General features: G+C 67.6%; 18 protein-coding genes. 7 read left to right on the forward strand and 11 right to left on the reverse strand.

The annotated features are described in order from the left end of the window. Positions 1–289 precede the first annotated feature (289 nt). Positions 290–1006 (forward strand): ABC transporter ATP-binding protein, encoded by a 717-nt coding sequence (locus ABJD39_RS12850; RefSeq protein ID WP_348613643.1) that lies wholly within the window; start codon positions 290–292, stop codon positions 1004–1006. Between the two features lie 46 nt (positions 1007–1052). Here the strand turns inward: ABJD39_RS12850 and ABJD39_RS12855 are convergent, their stop codons facing one another. The 5 genes from ABJD39_RS12855 to sdhC all read right to left on the reverse strand — a co-directional run bounded on the left by ABJD39_RS12855 (position 1053) and on the right by sdhC (position 5251). Further along, positions 1053–1322: a TrmB family transcriptional regulator gene (locus tag ABJD39_RS12855; RefSeq protein WP_431357849.1), complete on the reverse strand. Its 270-nt coding sequence runs from the start codon at positions 1320–1322 to the stop codon at positions 1053–1055. A gap of 220 nt (positions 1323–1542) precedes the next feature. After that, positions 1543–3396, reverse strand: a complete 1854-nt coding sequence (locus tag ABJD39_RS12860; RefSeq protein ID WP_348609364.1) for an FAD-binding protein — start codon at positions 3394–3396, stop codon at positions 1543–1545. Positions 3397–3552: 156 nt separating this feature from the next. Next, entirely contained in the window at positions 3553–4452 is a 900-nt protein-coding gene (locus ABJD39_RS12865; RefSeq protein ID WP_348609367.1) for a succinate dehydrogenase/fumarate reductase iron-sulfur subunit, read from the reverse strand. A 2-nt stretch (positions 4453–4454) separates the two neighbouring features. Next, positions 4455–4826: a succinate dehydrogenase gene (locus ABJD39_RS12870; RefSeq protein ID WP_348609369.1), complete on the reverse strand. Its 372-nt coding sequence runs from the start codon at positions 4824–4826 to the stop codon at positions 4455–4457. A gap of 2 nt (positions 4827–4828) precedes the next feature. Beyond that, positions 4829–5251 (reverse strand): succinate dehydrogenase, cytochrome b556 subunit, encoded by a 423-nt coding sequence (sdhC, locus tag ABJD39_RS12875; RefSeq protein WP_348609371.1) that lies wholly within the window; start codon positions 5249–5251, stop codon positions 4829–4831. Positions 5252–5415: 164 nt separating this feature from the next. Between sdhC and ABJD39_RS12880 the strand changes: the two genes are divergently transcribed. Then, positions 5416–6378, forward strand: coding sequence for a DUF7351 domain-containing protein (locus ABJD39_RS12880; RefSeq protein WP_348609374.1), 963 nt, complete (start codon positions 5416–5418; stop codon positions 6376–6378). A gap of 45 nt (positions 6379–6423) precedes the next feature. Here the strand turns inward: ABJD39_RS12880 and ABJD39_RS12885 are convergent, their stop codons facing one another. After that, positions 6424–7446 carry a succinylglutamate desuccinylase/aspartoacylase family protein gene (locus ABJD39_RS12885; RefSeq protein ID WP_348609375.1) on the reverse strand — a complete coding sequence of 341 codons (1023 nt, stop codon included), beginning with the start codon at positions 7444–7446 and terminating at the stop codon, positions 6424–6426. Between the two features lie 203 nt (positions 7447–7649). Between ABJD39_RS12885 and ABJD39_RS12890 the strand changes: the two genes are divergently transcribed. The 3 genes from ABJD39_RS12890 (at position 7650) to ABJD39_RS12900 (ending at position 10105) form a co-directional block, all read left to right on the forward strand. After that, entirely contained in the window at positions 7650–9008 is a 1359-nt protein-coding gene (locus tag ABJD39_RS12890) for a RimK family alpha-L-glutamate ligase (protein WP_348609376.1), read from the forward strand. Between the two features lie 70 nt (positions 9009–9078). Next, the gene (locus tag ABJD39_RS12895) at positions 9079–9276 is read left to right on the forward strand and encodes a DUF5786 family protein (protein ID WP_348609379.1); all 198 of its coding nucleotides are present in this window, start codon (positions 9079–9081) and stop codon (positions 9274–9276) included. Positions 9277–9505: 229 nt separating this feature from the next. Next, the gene (locus ABJD39_RS12900; RefSeq protein ID WP_348609381.1) at positions 9506–10105 is read left to right on the forward strand and encodes an archaellin/type IV pilin N-terminal domain-containing protein; all 600 of its coding nucleotides are present in this window, start codon (positions 9506–9508) and stop codon (positions 10103–10105) included. Between the two features lie 81 nt (positions 10106–10186). Here ABJD39_RS12900 and ABJD39_RS12905 read toward each other — a convergent pair whose 3' ends face one another. Beyond that, positions 10187–10846 carry a DNA-3-methyladenine glycosylase family protein gene (locus ABJD39_RS12905; protein ID WP_348609384.1) on the reverse strand — a complete coding sequence of 220 codons (660 nt, stop codon included), beginning with the start codon at positions 10844–10846 and terminating at the stop codon, positions 10187–10189. A gap of 167 nt (positions 10847–11013) precedes the next feature. On the opposite strand from ABJD39_RS12905, the gene ABJD39_RS12910 reads away from it, so the two are divergent. After that, a complete protein-coding gene (locus tag ABJD39_RS12910) occupies positions 11014–12993 on the forward strand; it encodes a 3-hydroxyacyl-CoA dehydrogenase/enoyl-CoA hydratase family protein (protein ID WP_348609386.1) in 1980 nt (659 codons plus the stop codon). A 96-nt stretch (positions 12994–13089) separates the two neighbouring features. On the opposite strand, the gene ABJD39_RS12915 is transcribed toward ABJD39_RS12910, so the two are convergent. The 4 genes from ABJD39_RS12915 to ABJD39_RS12930 form a co-directional block, all read right to left on the reverse strand. Continuing rightward, complete coding sequence (locus tag ABJD39_RS12915) at positions 13090–13707, reverse strand: class I SAM-dependent methyltransferase (RefSeq protein WP_348609390.1); 618 nt, start codon at positions 13705–13707, stop codon at positions 13090–13092. Between the two features lie 117 nt (positions 13708–13824). Next, a complete protein-coding gene (locus ABJD39_RS12920) occupies positions 13825–14649 on the reverse strand; it encodes an SDR family NAD(P)-dependent oxidoreductase (protein WP_348609393.1) in 825 nt (274 codons plus the stop codon). A 340-nt stretch (positions 14650–14989) separates the two neighbouring features. Beyond that, entirely contained in the window at positions 14990–16141 is a 1152-nt protein-coding gene (gene dgoD / locus ABJD39_RS12925; protein ID WP_348609395.1) for a galactonate dehydratase, read from the reverse strand. 107 nt (positions 16142–16248) lie between these two features. After that, positions 16249–16953 (reverse strand): helix-turn-helix domain-containing protein, encoded by a 705-nt coding sequence (locus ABJD39_RS12930; RefSeq protein ID WP_348609398.1) that lies wholly within the window; start codon positions 16951–16953, stop codon positions 16249–16251. Positions 16954–17098: 145 nt separating this feature from the next. Here ABJD39_RS12930 and ABJD39_RS12935 point away from each other — a divergent pair, with 145 nt between their 5' ends. Further along, positions 17099–17287 (forward strand): hypothetical protein, encoded by a 189-nt coding sequence (locus tag ABJD39_RS12935; protein ID WP_348609401.1) that lies wholly within the window; start codon positions 17099–17101, stop codon positions 17285–17287. Positions 17288–17291: the final 4 nt, after the last annotated feature.

A 17291-nucleotide genomic window follows, 5' to 3' on the forward strand; every position in this document is an offset into this window, starting at 1 on the left:
ACGCGAACGAAGTGAGGGTCCCGGGAATTCGAGCGGGGAGCGAAGCGACCCGCGAGAAGGTGAAAACGAGGACGAGCAACGCGAGTCCTCGAACCGGACGGGGAGCGGAGCGACTCGTGAGGACGGCGAGGCCGACCGAAGGGAGGCCTCGGATCGAGCGGGGAGTGAAACGACCCGCGAGATAGGCGAAAACGAGCAACGCGAGGCCTCGAAAGACGTGGCCGACGGACCACCGATCGCCGCTGACGGGGGAACGGCGACCGGGGGCGCAGCTCGAGCGGCCGACACGGTGCTCCCCGAGGAGAGCCTGCTCCGCGTACGGGGTCTCGACGCCGGCTACGGTGACCTCCAGATTCTCACCGACGTGAACCTGGACGTGGGCGACGGCGAGTACGTCACCATCGTCGGTCCGAACGGGGCCGGCAAATCGACCGTGATGAAGTCGGTGTTCGGGCTGACATCGTACATGGGCGGCACTATCGAGTTCGCCGACACGCCGATCCACGGCCTTCAACCCGACGAGATCATCCACGAGGGGATCGGCTACGTGCCCCAGAACGACAACATCTTCGAGAGCCTCTCCGTGCGCGAGAACCTCGAGATGGGCGCGTACATCCTCGACGAGGTCCCCGAAGACCAGATCGAGTGGGTGTACGACCGCTTCCCGATCCTCCGGGAACGGTCGGGCCAGCGTGCCGGGACGATGTCCGGCGGGCAACGACAGATGCTCGCGATGGGTCGCGCGCTCATGCTCGATCCGGACCTCCTGCTACTTGACGAGCCGAGCGCCGGGCTCGCGCCCGATCTTGTACAGGAGATGTTCGACCGTATCGACCGCATCAACGACGAGGGGACCGCGATCCTCATGGTCGAGCAGAACGCCAAGCAGGCGCTGGGCCGCTGCGACCGCGGGTACGTGCTCGTCAACGGCGAGAACGCGTACGTCGACGCCGGCGACGCGCTGTTGAACGACGAACAGGTCCGCAAGGACTTCCTCGGCGGATAACGCCGTTCATCGCGGGGGCGACCGTCTCTCCCCGATGCTCGCCCGGCTACGCCAGCGCGTAGCGGCCGTCCGACTTCTCGACGTGCCCCGCCTCCCGGAGCGTCTTCAGAATGGAGTACAGCGAGATCCGTTTCATCGACAGCCCGTCGCACAGGTTGTCCTCACAGACCGCGCCGTGGGTCGCGAGATACAGGTACACCAGCTTCGCCCGGGGAGAGGAGACCTCGGTCGGAAGCTGCGTCATCGGTGTCGCTTCGTCGACTTCGGCGGCCGCGGTGTCCGCGGCATCCGCGGCGTCAGCGTGCGTGGTAGCCATCGTGAATCCTCCGAATACTTCGACACCTGTAAAACTGTGGTACGACGTTCGTCGAAATAGGTTCGAGGATCCCTGAGACGGCCAGTATCCCCCGAATAAGCGAATTACTCCTCCACGAGTTACTGTGCAGTCGCCGGGTTACAGTCCGAAGTTTCGACTGTTGACGGCGAGAGGGTCGGAAAACGGACGGGCGCGAGCGATCGACGCGAGCGCGGGGGACTCAGTACGAGCGGATCTTCGGCTCGTACTTCTTGTCCTCGCCCTCGAGGATGACCGGCTTGTACCACAGTTCCGGCGTCCCGTCGTTCCACGACAGCATCGTGTGCTTGAGCCACTTCTCGTCGCGGCGCTCCTGGTGTTCCGCGCGCCAGTGGGCGCCGCGGAACTCGTCGCGTGCGAGCGCGCCGAGGGTGATCGCCTCCGCCAGGTCGAGGATGTTGCGCGTCTCCAGCGTCTGGATGAGGTCGGTGTTGAACGTGCGCGAGGGGTCCTTCACAAAGACGTCCCGGTAGCGCTCGCGCGCCTCCGCGATGTCCTCGAGCGCCCGCTTGAGGCCGTCCTCCTCGCGGAAGACGTTCACCTGCTGAGTCATCGACTCCTGCACGTCCGAGCGGATCTCGGCGTGCTGGAGGCCGTCCTCCTTCTCCATGAGCGACTGGACACGTTCGCGCTCGCGGACGACCGCCCGCTCGACGACGGCGTTACCGTCGCCCGAACCGGTTTCGGCGGCCACTCCGCCGTCGGCGACCGCGTCGCCCTCGCCGCCCGCCGGCTCGACCTCGCCGGGCTGAACCGGCGTGTCGACCTCGCCGAGTTCGTACTCGCCGCGCTGGCCGGTCTCGATCTCGGCGGTGCCGAGGTCCTTGCCCGCGGCGTGAGCGCCCGCGCGCTTCCCGAAGACGATGAGCTCCGGCAGCGCGTTGCCGCCGAGGCGGTTCGACCCGTGGACGGACGCGCAGGCGCACTCGCCGGCCGCGTACAGCCCGCCGACGCACGTCTCGCCGTTCTCGTCGGTCTCGATGCCGCCCATCGCGTAGTGCTGGCCGGGCTTGACCGGCATCGGCTCCTCGAGGCCGTCGACGCCCTCGAAGTCCTTCGCGAGGTGGAGGATGTTCTCCAGGCGGTCGAGGATGCGTTCCTCGCCGAGGTGGCGCATGTCGAGGTGGACGTACTCGTCGTCGATGCCGCGACCCTCGCCCACCTCGCTCAGCTCCGCGCGGGCGACGACGTCGCGGGAGGCCAACTCCCCGTCGTTGCTCGCGTAGCCGTACTCGAACATGAAGCGCTCGCCCTCGGCGTTGTAGAGGATACCCCCCTCGCCGCGGACGCCCTCGGAGATGAGCACGCCCGTGCTGGGCAGGCTCGTCGGGTGGAACTGGATGAACTCCATGTCCTCGATGGGGACGCCCGCGCGGTAGGCCATCGCCACCCCGTCGCCGGTGTTGGCGACGGCGTTGGTGGTGTGTTCGAACACCTGGCCGAGTCCGCCCGTTGCGAGGATGACGCCCTCCGTCGCGCGGAAGCCCGAGAGCTCGCCGCTTTGAATGTCGTAGGCGACGACGCCGTGACAGGTGCGGTCCTCCGGGCGCTCCTCGTCGGTGACGGCGAGATCCGAGACGTACCACTCGTCGTAGACCGTGATGCCGCGCTTGACGAGCTGCTCGTACATCGTGTGGAGCAGCTGGTGGCCGGTCTCGGCGCCCGCGTACGTCGTCCGCGGGAACGAGAGCCCGCCGAACGGCCGCTGGGAGACGCGGCCGTCCTCCTCGCGGGAGAACGCCATGCCCCAGTGTTCCAGTTGGATGACCTCCTTCGGGGAGTCCTTGCAGAGCGTCTCGATGGCGGGGGCATCGCCGAGGTAGTCCGACCCCTTCATGGTGTCGTAGGCGTGGTCCTCCCACGAGTCCCCCTCGCGCAGGGCCGCGTTGATGCCGCCCTCCGCGGCGCCGGTGTGACTGCGCACCGGGTGGAGCTTCGAGACGATGGCCACGTCCGCGCCTTCCTCTTGGGCGGCGATGGCCGCGCGGAGTCCCGCGCCGCCGGCGCCGACCACGATGACGTCGTGTTCGTACATGTGTCGTGTGTTGTGTCCGTGTTGCTGCGTTCGGTCGGTGTCGCTGCGTTCGATGGTCGTCCGTCCTCGCCGAACCCCCACGGTTCGTCGTTGAACGCGCTTGGGGTTCGGCCTACTTCAATCGCGTGCCGGCTCGGGTGGTTGACCGGGGTGAGCCTACCAGAACTTCAGGTTGTTCTTGACAGCTTCCCGCTTGAGTTCCTGAATGTGCTCGGTCAGCGGGATGTCCTTCGGGCACACCTCGGTGCACGAGAACTGGGTCTGACACCGCCAGACGCCGTTCTCCTGCTCGAGGATGTTCAGCCGGTGCTGCTTGCGGTCCTCGCCCTCGCGTTCGTCCATGGCGAAGCGGTACGCCTTGTTGATCGCGGCGGGACCGAGGTACTCGTTGGTGCCCGCGGCGATGTTGCACGATGACATGCACGCGCCACACCAGATGCAGCGCGTCGACATCTTCACCTTCTCGCGATTCTCCCGTGTCTGGCGCTGCTCATCCAGTTCGCCGTCGGGGAGTTCGTCGGCGTCGAAGTACGGTTCGACCGCCTCCATCTGGTCGTAGAAGTGCTCCATGTCGACGACCAGGTCCTTCTCGACGTCCGCGTGCGGGAGCGGCTCGACGCGAACCGGCTGGTCGAGGTCGGACAGCTGCGTCTTGCAGCCGAGTCGCTGGCGGCCGTTGACGAACAGCGCGTCCGACCCGCAGATCGCCTGCCGGCAGGAGTGCCGGAACGTGAGCGAGGAGTCGAACGTGTCCCGGGCGTAGATGAGCGCGTCGAGGACGGTCATCCCCTTTTCGTACGGGACGTGGAAGTCGTCGAAGCGTGGTTCCTGTTTCCCCTCGACTTCGGGGTCGAAGCGGAACACCTTGAGGTGGAAGGTGTCGTCGTCACTGTCGGCACGCTCGGCGGCCTCGCGACGCGCGCGCTCCTCGCGGTCGGCGCGAGCCTCGGCCTTCTTTCGCATCCGCTCCTCCTGTGCGGGCGCGAGCGGTTCGCCGTGTTCGACCTCGGTCTCTGCCTCAGTCTCCGTGTCCGTCTCTGGAACTTGTGTGCTCATTGTTAGAAGGTGGGGAGGCCCGCCCAGGCGTTCGCGGTGCGGATCCCCTGCACGACGAGCACCAGGCTCGCCGCGATCAGCGTGTACTTGACGACCTGCTTCTTCGTGCCGGTCAGTCCCTGGTTCTCCAAGGCGTTGTAGACGCCGTTGACCCCGTGGAACGTCGCGGTGATCAGGAACAGCACCATCAGCGAGTAGTAGGTGAGATCCGTCATCCGCGCGCTCGAGGCGAGGAACGACACCTCGTCGGCGTGGTTGACGAAGTGGAGCAGGAAGAAGTGGAACGCGAGCACCACCACGAGGAACGCGGCGGTGATCCGCTGCCACAGCCACCGGCGCCCGCCCTTCTCGAACGAGGAGTAGCGCTCGGCCATCTCTAAAACACCCCCGCGAGGAACGTCGGGACCGACGCGACGACGATGGCGCCCGTCAGGATCAACGACGCGTAGAAGCTCTTGTCTTGACTTTCGAGACCGATCCCCAGGTCGACGAGCAGCAGGCGGCAGCCGTTCAGGATATGGAAGACGGCGACCGCAAGCAGCCCGACCTCGAGGATTCGAACGACCAGCAGACTCTCCAACGCGACGATGACGGTGGTGTACACGTCACTTTCGGTCGCGATGGCCTGCGTCTGTCCGGCCGCGGAGATGGCGGTACTCAGCACGGCGATGTGGGTGAACAGGTATCCCACGAGCACCCAGCCCGTGAACTTGTGGAACACCCAGGCCCACATCCCCGCCGAGAACTCCCGCCACCGGCCGAAGTCCTCGACGAGACCCCTGTCATACGACTGGCTCATACGTCTGTCGCTCCGGCCTATGGGGGTATAGTAGTTACGTGACGCACCCGCACGCCGACGCGACGGATCGGGGGCGGAGGCGGCATACCCGCCGGATCCTCTGCAGGTCGGCGAACATGTCCGGCTGCACGAATTTTTTGTCGACGTGGACCGCACGGCCGACAGTGACCGATCGCGCAGTCGACGCGTTCTCCTTCCTCGGCGACAGCCTTCGGCTGTCGATCCTCCGCGCGCTCGCCGATCGCGAGGCGCGTGCGGGCCCTCGAACCGACCCGATTGCGTACAGCGACCTACGCCGCGCCGTCGACGAGCGCGATAGCGGGAAGTTCAGCTACCACCTCGGGAAGCTCACCGGTCGGTTCGTCGAGAAGACGTCGAAGGGCTATCGGCTGCTCGAACCGGGACGGGAGACCGTCCGGCTGCTGGAGCGCGGCGTCGTCGACGGAGACGCGGATCTTGAGGCCGAGCCGGTCGACGCACGGTGCCCCCGATGCGGCGGCGACGTGCACGTGATCTACGCCGACCACCACCTGTTCACCTGCTGTTCGGCATGTGAGGGCCTCTTCGGTGCCGACGAGTGCCCGTCGGGCACGCTCACGGGGATCGTCCTTCCTCCGCCGATCGTCGAGCAGTTGGACCCCACCCCGCTGTTCCGCCGGGCCCACCAGGTGTTCGAACGCCGACTGCGACCCATGATCGAGGGGATCTGTCTGGAGTGCGGCGGGACCGTCGACGGCCGGCTCAGCCGGTGTCCCGACCACGACCCGGACGGGATCTGTTCCGACTGCCACACTGCGTATCCCGTCCTCGCGGAGGTCGTGTGTGGGACGTGTGGTCGCGGCCGCGTAACCCATCCCCTGTTCGGGAACCCCGGTGCAGACGGAGTCGACACCCGCCGCGGTCCGAACGGTGAGTGGCCGGCGTCGGGAACGGACGCCGCGCGCGAGGAAGTGGACTCGGACGGCGGCGCCGTCGAGTGGAACGCCGAGGGTGATACCGCCTGGCGACGGTTCGGCGCGTTCCTTACGTGGTCGGCGGTTCCGCAGGAGGACGGGGCGATCGCCTTCGAACCACCGGAGGGAGGGCGCCGAGTCGTCGTCGCTCCCGATCTGCGCGTCGTCGAGTGACCCGGCCCGATCAGCGACGCCACCGGCCGACCGTTCCGGAGTGGGTCAGCCGATCGTCCCGGACGGACTCTGGTCCAGTTCGACGACCCGTCGGGTCCGTTCGTCGAGCTCGACGAGGTGACACAGCGGGTTTCCGGGGTACACCACGGGGTTCTCGAGGACGCCGACGAGGAGTCCGGTAAACGGTGCCTCGATGGCGACGTTGTCGTTCTTGAACGGGTTCGTGATGGTACAGACCGTGTCCCCCTCGTGGACCAGCGAGCCCCGCTCGAAGTGCATGTCGACCATTCCGCCGCCGTCGGCCCTGAGCCACGTCTTCTCACGCTCATCTGTGATCACGGTCCGCCAGCCGGGCCATCGGACCTGTTCGGCCTCGAGCATCCCGTACTCCGCGAACGTCGAGCGGACCCCCGAGAGCGCCTCGTCGATCAGCGCCCGCTGGAAGCGGTGTGCCTCGCCCATCTCGACGGTGATCGCCGCGATGCCGTCGGTCACCGCCTCGGTTCGGAGCATCCCGGAGGACCCCTCGCTGTCGATGATGACGTTCGTCCCGTACGCGCGGGCGAGGCGGGCGGCGTCCGGGTCGCCCATGTCGGCGCGGGCGTGGATCATGTTGGTTCGTCCTCGCGTCGACGTGTGAAAGTCCAGTCCGAAGTCGCACGGGTCGATGAAGTTCGTGTAGATGCGCGCGGCCATCCGCTTCGCGCTCGTCGAGTCGGCCGAGCCGGGGAACGAGCGGTTCAGGTCCCGGTCGTACACCGGAAGGTAGCGCTGTTGTGCGAGAAAGCCCGGAACGTTCAACACGGGCAGACAGATGAGCGTGCCCGCCAAGTCCGACAGATCCCACTCGTGAGCCACCTCCCTGACGACCTCGATCCCGTTGAGTTCGTCCCCGTGGGCGGCCGCAGAGAGGAACGCGGTCGGGCCCGGTCGCTCGCCGTTGATGATCGTCACCGGGATCCGGACGGGGTCGCCGAGATACGTCTCCGACACCACGAACCGGATGTTCTGTCGCTCCCCCGGGTCCACCCGGCCCCCGTTGTACGTGAAGACGTCGGCGTCAGTCATGGTCGCCGGTGTGGGACCGAGCGTGATAAACTACCGCGTCGCCGGCGGATCGGCGGCCGTATTCTCGTCTCGGGTTCGCCGCCGTCGCCGCGTTGTACACCGGCGGGGCTCTCCTCGGACCCTCACTGTGGGGCGCGTGTCTGGGATTCGCACGCGGTTCGCCCGACCGGGACACATTTGATGCCCCCGACGAGTCACCCTGTATGACTGAAGAGTCGGTACGCGTCGGGGTGCTCTCGCTCCACACGAGCAAGGAAACGAAAGCGATCTGTAACGCCATCGAGGCGCTGGGGCACGAGCCCGAGTGGCTCCGCCGGGAGAACGCGGCCGTCAGCATCGAGGACGGCGAGGTCGCGATCGAACCGGACGTCGACGTGGTCGCGAACCGAATGCTGCTGTCGAACATCGAACAGCCGGCGGAGGGACTCGGCCTCGCGCACACGTTCGGCCGCGCACGACCGATCCTCAACGACCCGTCGGCGGTCCTCACGGCGATGCACAAGTTCGCCTCCGGCGTCGCGCTGGCGGAGGACGGCGTCCGCGTCCCGGACGCGCTGCTCGCGCTGTCCAACGACCGGCTCAACGACGGTCGCGACCGATTCGGGACTGAGGGGGTGTACAAGACCGCGATCGGCACTCATGGCGGCGGTACCTGGAAGATCGACCTCGACGAGCCGGTCAATCCGATGGTCGGGAACCGGCAGGCGTTCCTGCAGGAGCTCATCGACCGCGACGATTCGCGACACCACGACACCCGCGTGTACGTCGTCGGCGGCGAGATCGTCGCCGCGATGAACCGCTACGCCCCGGACGGCGACTGGCGCACCAACGTCGCACTCGGCGGCGACGTGGAAGACGCCACGGCGTCGCTGGACGAGAAGGCGGAGGCGATGGCGCTGCAGGCTGCCGAAACAGTCGGGCTCGATTACGCCGGCGTCGACCTCGTGCAGGGGTACGACGGCTGGTACGTCCTCGAAGTCAACCCCACCGCGGGGTTCAAGGGGCTGTTCGCGGCCAGCGGTCGCTCGCCGGCGCCGCACATCGCTCGGCTGGCCATCGAGCGCGGCGGCGGCAGCGTCGACGACGAGCGAGTCGAGGAGCTGTCGGCAGTGCTCGACGATTCGACGCCGGCGTGTATGCCCGCCGAGCGCCGGATAAACGACGGGCAGATCCCGACCATCGGGTACATCGAGGAGGTCAACGTCGCCGGGACGCAGGGGGCGACACAGGCGTACGCGAAGTCCGACACCGGCGCGACGCGCTCGTCGATCGACACGCAGCTGGCCGCAGAGATCGGCGCCGGACCGATCAAGAGCATGACCCGGGTCAAGTCCGGCTCGGTGAAGTCCGGGAAGGCCAGGCCGGTCGTCGACCTCGTCGTCGGCATCGGCGGCGAACAGCACACCGTCACCGCCAGCGTCGAGGACCGCTCACACATGGAGTACCCGATCCTCCTCGGGCGTGACATCCTCCAGCACTACCGCGTCGACGTGCAGCGCCGCGCCGACGAGGGCCGGAATCCCGAGAGCGACGAAGAAGAGGAGGAAGGGCTCGAGGAGTAGCACGCGGCAGCAACTCACATCCCCCGGACGGGCCGGACTGCTTTTCCCTGTCGGGTCACCACAGTAAGACATGGGCTTCGGGAGCTACGATGAATCCGAGCAGGAACGTCAGCAGAACGACGGCGCCGACGCGGCCGACGGGTCGACCGTCGACGCCCACGAGAACGACCACGAGGGCGAGGCGAGCTTCGAGGCGGGCGCCTCGACCGACGATCTGGTCTCGCAGCTTCAGACGATGAAAGACGACGACGAGGACGACGAAGAGTAATCCCAGCCCCGAACGGGGCCGGAGCGCTTCGGACCGACGCGTGACCGACGGCGTTCGACCGCAACGGAGCGTCGCCTGATTTTCGCTGACCTCGATACGGAGACGTGTCCGTCCGGCCACGAGACGAGAATATCGTTCCTGAAACTCGGCGGCGAAGGTATATCAACACGCTGGGCACCGATCCGGGTATATCCGATCCCCCGTCGCGGATGGGTCGGAACGACACACAATGTTCGAATTCATCACGGACGAGGAAGAGCGCGGGCAGGTCGGAATCGGGACGCTCATCGTGTTCATCGCGATGGTGCTGGTGGCGGCGATCGCCGCCGGCGTCCTCATCAACACCGCCGGCTTCCTCCAGAGCAAGTCACAGGAAACCGGACAACAGAGCAGTAAACAAGTCAGCGATCGCGTACAGGAGGTCGCCACCGTCGGCAACGTCAACGGTGACGTCATCGACATCGTCAACGTGACGGTGACGCAGGCCCCCGGTGCCGGCGAGATCGACATCCAGAACGCGACCGTGACCTGGATCGGTCCCAGCGGGACCTACCAGCTGACGTCGACGACGCAGAACTATTCACAGAGTCCGACGATGACGGACCGGTTCTCCTACGTCGCCGTGAAGGACGCTGACGGCTCCGACAACGTCCTGAACGACGCTGACGACCGGCTCAACCTCGTGTTCGAGGTTAACCAGTTCGCCACCGAGAACCTCGCCGAGGGCGACGAGGTGACTATCAAGATCAACACGATGGCCGGCGCGACGACGAGTATTCGCTTCTCGGTCCCCGAGTCGCTCGGGAACAAGCAAGCCGTCGAGCTGTAAGCCGGCTCCACCCTTCTGTTCACCCCTGCGAAGTCGAGTAGCGATGCGTTCGAGTCGGCGTACGTCGCCGCGGTATCGGCGCTACTCCTCGCCGACGACCTCATCGACACTCGCGGCGATGTCCTCCTTCGCGCGCCAGAGGTACAGCGACGCGTAGCTGCGGTACGGCGCCCAGCGTTCGGCCTCTTCGACCATCTCCGCCCGGCTCATCTCGCGACCGTACAGCTCCTCCATCCCCTTTCGGATCCCGAGATCGCCGACGGGGAACACGTCCGGTCGCCCGAGCGAGAACAACAGCTGCATGTTCGCCGTCCACTCGCCGACGCCGGTGATCGCTGTCAGCTCCTCGCGTACCTCGTCGTCGCTCATCGCGGCGAAGGCCTCGCGATCCCAGTCGTTGTCGGCGAACGCCTCGGCGACGTTACCGACGTACCGCGTCTTCTGCCGGGACAGACCGGCGCCCTTCAGCGTCTCCTCGTTGGCCGCGAGCAACCCCTCGGGCGTCACCTCCACTGCGTCGAACAGGCGTTCACGCGTCGCCGCCGCGGACGCCATCGACACCTGTTGGCGAAGGATCGACACGACGAGCCGCTCGAACGGGTCCGCGGCGGGATCGATCGTGAGCGGGCCATGGCGGTCGATCACCGGACCGAGCCGGTCGTCGCCTCGGAGCGCCTCCAGCGCCTCGCGGTCGGCCGGGTCGATATCGTCGAACGCGTCAGCGTCTGCGTCCACTGGCATACGTCGTGGTGGAGCGCGGGCGAGAAACGGTTTTCGGGGACGGAACCGAGCGTGTTCGAGGATCGGGAACCGATTCGAGAACGGACGTGCAACTCCGGAAAACTGGTGTCGTGTTTGCGTCGCGACGGAGGGAAACGTTGAATCGGCGGGACTTCGACGCGACGCACATGGACGTTGATGACGTAGAGACGGTCGCGGTACTGGGTGCCGGAAACATGGGCCACGGGATCGCGGAGGTCGCCGCGCTCGCGGGGTTCGACGTGAACCTGCGGGATATCAACGAGGAGTTCGTCCAGAACGGCTACGACCAGATCGAGTGGTCGCTCGGCAAGCTCGCAGAGAAGGACCAGATCTCCGAGAGCGACGCCGAGGCGGCGCTCGACCGCGTGACGGCTGTCGTCCCCGTCGAGGACGCCGTCGCCGACGCCGACCTCGTGATCGAGGCGGTGCCCGAGAAGATGGACATCAAGAAGGACGTATACACCGAGGTCGAGGAGCACGCGCCCGACCACACCGTGTTCGCCTCGAACACTTCCAGCCTCTCGATCACGGAGCTGTCGGAGGTGACCGACCGCGAGGAGCGCTTCTGCGGGATGCACTTCTTCAACCCGCCGGTGCGTATGCAGCTCGTCGAGGTCATCTCCGGCGCGCACACCGCCGACGAGACGATGGATCTCGTCGAGGACGTCGCCGAGCGGATGGGCAAGACCGCGGTCCGCGTCCGCAAGGACTCGCCGGGCTTCATCGTCAACCGCGTGCTCGTTCCCCTGATGAACGAGGCGGCGTGGCTCGTCCACGAGGGCGAGGCGACCGTCGAGTCGGTCGACTCGACGACGAAGTACGACATGGGCCTCCCGATGGGGAGCTTCGAGTTGGCCGACCAGGTCGGCATCGACGTGGGCGTCCACGTGCTCGAGTACATGCACGAGGTGCTCGGCGACGCCTACGAGCCGTGTCCCCTGCTGACCGAGAAGGTCGACAACGAGAACTTGGGCAAGAAGACCGGGAAGGGGTTCTACGACTACGAGGACGGTCCCGGCGCGGAGGTTCCCTCCGACGAGGTCGACGAGGACGTCAAGCACGCCCTGGTGGCGGTGATGGCCAACGAGGTCGCCGGCCTGATCGGCAACGACGTCGCCGACGCCGGCGACATCGACCAGGCGGTGAAGCTCGGGGCGGGCTTCCCCGACGGCCCCGCGAAGATGGCCGACACGGCCGGTCTCGACACGCTGCTCGACACGCTCGAGAAGCGCCACGAGGAGACGGGCGCTGAGCGATACGAGGCAGTCGACTACCTCCGCGAGCTCGTGGATGAGGGTCGCGGTTTCTACGGCGGCGACGGCGACGGCACCGAGGACGCGGTCGACTTCGAGACGATCCGCATCGAGCGGGAGGGCCGCGTCGGCCACATCGTCCTCGACCGACCGCACCGGATGAACACCATCTCCGGCGAGCTGCTGGACGAACTCGGCGTCGCGATCGAGGAGCTGGAGGCCGACGACGACGTGCGCGCGGTGCTGGTCACCGGCGAGGGCGAGCGCGCCTTCTCCGCCGGCGCCGACGTGCAGAGCATGGCCGCCGGCGGCGGCGACCCGCTGCAGGCGGTCGAGCTCTCCCGGAAGGGACAGTCGACGTTCGGCAAGTTCGAATCGTCTGACCTTCCGGTCGTCGCCGGCATCGACGGCTACTGCCTCGGCGGCGGCATGGAGTTCGCCACCTGCGCGGACATGCGAGTCGCCTCCGAGCGCTCCGAGCTGGGCCAGCCCGAGCATAACCTCGGCCTGCTGCCCGGCTGGGGCGGTACCCAGCGCCTCCGCCATATCGTCGGCGAGGGGCGCGCCAAGGAGATCATCTTCACCGCCGACCGCTACGAGGCCGAGACGATGGCCGACTACGGCTTCATCAACGAGCTCGTCGCGAACGACGAACTCGAGGAGGCGGCGATGGATCTGGCACAGGATCTGGCCGCCGGCCCGCCGGTCGCCCAGCGCTACACGAAGCGCGCGATGCTCGCGGGGCGCGACGACACCGATGCCGGGCTGGAGATAGAGGCGCAGTCGTTCGGCCAGCTGATGAACACCGAGGACCTCATGGAGGGCGTGATGGCGTTCATGTCCGACGAGGAGCCGGAGTTCGAGGGGAAGTGAGCGAGACCGAGTGAGCGGAGCGAACGAGGTCTCGGTGTAGCGGCGGCGAGGTCCTCGGGCCGAGCCGCCCAGTAAGTGATGCGGGATACGGCCCGGTCAGGCCAGTTTGAACGCCCGGATCGTGTCCCGTTCCGTCGGCTCCTTCACGACCTGCACGCCGCCCAACTCAGAGAACACCTCCTTCCAGTTTCGGTGGTACAGCGGGAACTCGTCGTTGACGTAGCTCACCTCGGCGCCCTCACGGCCCCGCTCGGCGCCGTTCCCCTCGTTTTCGGCGGTGACGAGCAGGTCCCCGCAGACGCGCACGACCTCCTCGAACACCCACGTGTCGTCGGGGTGGACGTGCTGGAGCGTCTCGACCGAGTACACCGCGTCGAACTCGTCGTCCTCGAACTCCGGAAGCAGATCCTCGATGGCCCCCGTATGGAACTCGCCCGTCTCCGCGAGCGTCGGGAAGTACTCGGCCAGCACGTCGAACGACTCGTCGTTGATGTCGATGCCGGTGAGGCAGTCGAAGTCGTTGCGCCTGAGGTGTTCGAGGTGGCGACCCGAGCCACAGCCGAGTTCGAGCACTCGCGCGTCCGTGCCGACGTAGAACTCGACCGCCGACCGGATCGCCTCGCTCGTGTCGTCGGGTCCCTTCTCGGCGTAGTAGCGCGGGGAGAACTTCCCCTCGCGCTCGGCCCAGTCCTCGCGGACCTCGTCGGGGTTCATACCCGCCGGAACGGACCCCGGGCGTAAACCTCCGCCGGAGTCGGCGGCGGCGGGGCGACCACAGCCCGCGTCGATTCACCTGCGGTCCGCGGTGAGTCGCCCGTGATCAGCGGCGACTCACTCCTCGCGGCGTTCCCGGTAGTCCGGCAGGAAATCGTCCTGCAGCACCGCCGACCGGCCGCCGTCGACCGTGAGGCTCGCGCCGGTGACGAACCCCGCCTCGTCGCTGGCGAGGAACGCGACCGCCGCGGCGACGTCCTCGGGGACGCCGATCCGACCGGTCGGGTGGATGCTCGCGAGTTCCTCGCGGCGCTCCTCGCTCATGTCGCCGGTGGTGCGGTCGATGGCGACCCAACCGGGATTCACCGTGTTGACGCGCACGTCGGGGCCGAAATCGATCGCCATCGAGCGCGTCATCCCGTTGATGCCGGCCTTGACGGCGTTGTACGGGAAGATGCTCGGCGTCGTCGCGAACGCGTGGTTGCTCGATATGTTGACGATGGCACCCTCGTCCATGTGCTCGCGGGCGTGCTTGGCACACAGCCAGTGCGAGCGGAAGTCCGTCTCTAGGACGAAGTTCCAGTCGTCCATCTCGGCCTCGTCGGCGGCGGTGTACGTCTCGACGCCGGCGTTGTTGACGAGTACGTCGAGGCGGCCGAACTCCTCGGCGGTCGCCTCGAACAGCGCCGCGATGTCGTCGGGGTCGCGCATGTCCGCGCGGACGAAGACGGCCTCGCCGCCGGCGTCCTCGATGTCGGCGACAGTTTCGGCGCCGGCGTCCTCGCTGCGGCCGGTAACGACCACCCGTGCCCCTTCGGCCCCGAGTCGCTTCGCGACGCCGGCGCCGATGCCGCGGGTGGATCCCGTGACGACGGCGACCTTCCGTTCGTATCTGGATCGCGGCTCGAGTTCGTCGATAGCGGAGGTGTCGAAGCTAGTCATTGAGTGTGTGAGGTGTCGCGGTCGGGTGACTTGATGGTTGGTTCGCGATCAGTGTTCGTCGGTGGTGGAGACGACGCGAGTACGGCGACGACGACGACCGCGAAAGCCCCCGACCGTCTCGGCGAAGGCGGGCGACGCAAGCACCGGAGGCGAACGGAGTGAGCCGAGGAGCACAGCGAGTCCCCCGAGCCGAGACGGTCGGCCCCTTTCAGTCCCACCCGATTCCCGGACGGGCATCGTCGCCGGCGGCTGTCAGGCGTCGTCGTCTCGGACTACCCCCGTACTGCGGCGGGTAGTCGGAGATCGGCGTCCGTTGAGAGATCAGGTCGTTGCCGCCGGGTTACCACTCGGTGACGCTCCCGTCGGGCCGACGCCAGACCGGGTTGTGCCAGTCGTCGTGGCCGTCGCGTTCCTCCAGAACGTCCTCGTCGATCTCGATGCCCAGGCCCGGACCGTCCGGAACCGGGACGAAGCCGTCCTCGTACTCGAATACCGACGGGTCCGCGAGGTAGTCGAGCACGTCGCTCGTCTCGTTGTAGTGGATGTCGAGACTCTGTTCTTGGATGAGCGCGTTCGGCGCGACGGCGTCCAGTTGGAGACAGGACGCGAGCGCGACCGGGCCGAGCGGGCAGTGTGGCGCGACCGACACGTCGTAGGCGCCGGCCATCGACGCGATGCGGTGGCACTCGGTGATGCCGCCCGCGTGGCTCAGATCCGGCTGGATGATGTCGACGGCGTTCGCCTCCAGGATCTCCTTGAAGTCGGTCCGGTGGAACATCCGCTCCCCCGTCGCGATCGGGGTGGACGTGCTCGCGGCGATGTCGTCGAGCGCGTCGTTGTGTTCGGGGAGTACGGGCTCCTCGATGAAGAACGGGTCGTAGGGTTCGAGCGCCGCCGCGAGCTGTTTGGCCGCGGTCTTGGTCGCCCGGCCGTGGAAGTCGACGCCGATGTCGACTTCGGGCCCCACGGCCTCGCGGACCGTCCGGAGGCGCTCGGCGGCCTGTTCGATCGTCGCCGGCGACTCGACGCGCTCCAGTTCGGGCGTCGCGTTCATCTTCAGCGCGGTGAAGCCCGCGTCGACCTTCTCGGCGGCCGCCTCCGCGACACCCGCGGGGCGGTCGCCGCCGACCCACTGGTACACCCGGACCCGATCGCGGACCGGCCCCCCCAGAAGCTCGTGGACGGGCGCGCCGTGGTGTTTGCCCTTCAGGTCCCACAGCGCCTGATCGATCCCCGCGATGGCGGACATGAGGACCGGGCCGCCGCGGTAGAACCCACCGCGGTACAGTCGCTCCCAGTGGTCCGCGACTGGCGCGGGGTCCTCGCCGAGCAGGTACTCCTCGACGAGTTCCTCGACAGCGCGGCGGACCGTCCGTGCGCGCCCTTCCACCACCGGATCGCCCCAGCCGACGGAGCCGTCGGCACACTCCAGCTTCAGGAACAGCCACCGCGGCGGCACCGCGTACAGCTCGTAGTCGACGATCTCGGTCATATCCGCGTGTCCCGGTCGGTCCGCAAAAGTTCACAGGAATCTCCCGGTGGACGGCGCGCCGGCGACGCGTCCGTCCCCGCGCCTGCTCCAGCCTCACTCCGTCGGCGTCACTCGAACAGCCGCGTCATCACCTTCGCCTCCGCACGCTGGAGGTGTTCCCCGACCGTCGAGATGGCCCGGTCGAGTTCGGTCGCCACGTCGGCGACAGTCGCCGAACGCGGGGTGTCGTAGTAGCCGAGGTCGACGGCCGCGGCGACCGCCTCGCGCTGACGGTCGGTCAGTCGATCGAGCGCCGTCCGTCGGTCGATCCGCCCGCTCCCGACCCGCTCGGCGTCGACGCGGATGTCGCCGGGAACGCCGTCGACGAGCGCTTGCACGTCCGACTCCGTCCCGACGAGCGTGACGGTGCTGCTCCCGTCGTCGTTCCACTCGACTGGAGGGACGGTCATGAGGCTCCCGCGGGTGAAGTGCTCCCACAGCGCCCGAGATTCCGTCGGCGCGCGCCCCTCGATGACGCAGTACCCATCGCGGTCGGCGACCGGGAACACCGCGTGTTCGGTCACCTCGGGGTCGGCGGCGAGGCGCTCCCGGAGCGCCCCGAGGTCGCCGCGGACGCGCAGGAGGAACCCCGCCGGCGGCGTCCGGACGTTCCAGTTCACCGTCTCGACGGCGTCGATGTCCGGCGACTCGGTGAGGTACCGGTAGAGCGCGGGGGTGTCGAGCGACTGGGGGTGGATGGTGAGTCGGATGCGCTTCATCGTGGTGTGGATCCGGACCGAACCCGGTCGCGGGAACGGTCTCCCGACGCGCACGTAAATGGTCCGGACAGTTTCGGATGAAGCGTTTCGCCCCGTCGGCCCGACCTCCGCCCGTGACACGATTACGACTGCGGCCAGCGACCTGGTCCGGGCGGATACGAGGCGACCGACGACGACCGACCGCGTCCGGAGGGCGGCCGTGAGCCGCGACATGGCGGTCGTCGTCGCCGGCGTGGTACTCTCGCTGGTCGTCGTGCCCGCGTCACTCGGGGCCGCCCTGCCGACGCTCGGCGGGACGAGCGACGCGACGCTCGCGTTCGGTGTCGTCGCCATGGCCCCGGGGTTCCTGATGGGTGGGATCGGGCTGTGGCTGTGTGCCCGCGGGTAGGAGG

The sequence above is a fragment of the Halobaculum rarum genome, assembly GCF_040025155.1.
Classification (GTDB): domain Archaea; phylum Halobacteriota; class Halobacteria; order Halobacteriales; family Haloferacaceae; genus Halobaculum; species Halobaculum rarum.

Bases quoted from the DNA above. Each gene is read 5' to 3' on its own strand.
- ABJD39_RS12920 (WP_348609393.1), bottom strand. From the start codon at position 14,649: ATGACTAGCTTCGACACCTCCGCTATCGACGAACTCGAGCCGCGATCC.
- ABJD39_RS12910 (WP_348609386.1), top strand. From the start codon at position 11,014: ATGGACGTTGATGACGTAGAGACGGTCGCGGTACTGGGTGCCGGAAAC.
- ABJD39_RS12885 (WP_348609375.1), bottom strand. From the start codon at position 7,446: ATGACTGACGCCGACGTCTTCACGTACAACGGGGGCCGGGTGGACCCG.
- ABJD39_RS12855 (WP_431357849.1), bottom strand. From the start codon at position 1,322: ATGGCTACCACGCACGCTGACGCCGCGGATGCCGCGGACACCGCGGCC.
- ABJD39_RS12900 (WP_348609381.1), top strand. From the start codon at position 9,506: ATGTTCGAATTCATCACGGACGAGGAAGAGCGCGGGCAGGTCGGAATC.
- ABJD39_RS12895 (WP_348609379.1), top strand. From the start codon at position 9,079: ATGGGCTTCGGGAGCTACGATGAATCCGAGCAGGAACGTCAGCAGAAC.
- ABJD39_RS12890 (WP_348609376.1), top strand. From the start codon at position 7,650: ATGACTGAAGAGTCGGTACGCGTCGGGGTGCTCTCGCTCCACACGAGC.
- ABJD39_RS12915 (WP_348609390.1), bottom strand. From the start codon at position 13,707: ATGAACCCCGACGAGGTCCGCGAGGACTGGGCCGAGCGCGAGGGGAAG.
- ABJD39_RS12865 (WP_348609367.1), bottom strand. From the start codon at position 4,452: ATGAGCACACAAGTTCCAGAGACGGACACGGAGACTGAGGCAGAGACC.
- ABJD39_RS12905 (WP_348609384.1), bottom strand. From the start codon at position 10,846: ATGCCAGTGGACGCAGACGCTGACGCGTTCGACGATATCGACCCGGCC.
- dgoD (WP_348609395.1), bottom strand. From the start codon at position 16,141: ATGACCGAGATCGTCGACTACGAGCTGTACGCGGTGCCGCCGCGGTGG.
- ABJD39_RS12870 (WP_348609369.1), bottom strand. From the start codon at position 4,826: ATGGCCGAGCGCTACTCCTCGTTCGAGAAGGGCGGGCGCCGGTGGCTG.
- sdhC (WP_348609371.1), bottom strand. From the start codon at position 5,251: ATGAGCCAGTCGTATGACAGGGGTCTCGTCGAGGACTTCGGCCGGTGG.
- ABJD39_RS12860 (WP_348609364.1), bottom strand. From the start codon at position 3,396: ATGTACGAACACGACGTCATCGTGGTCGGCGCCGGCGGCGCGGGACTC.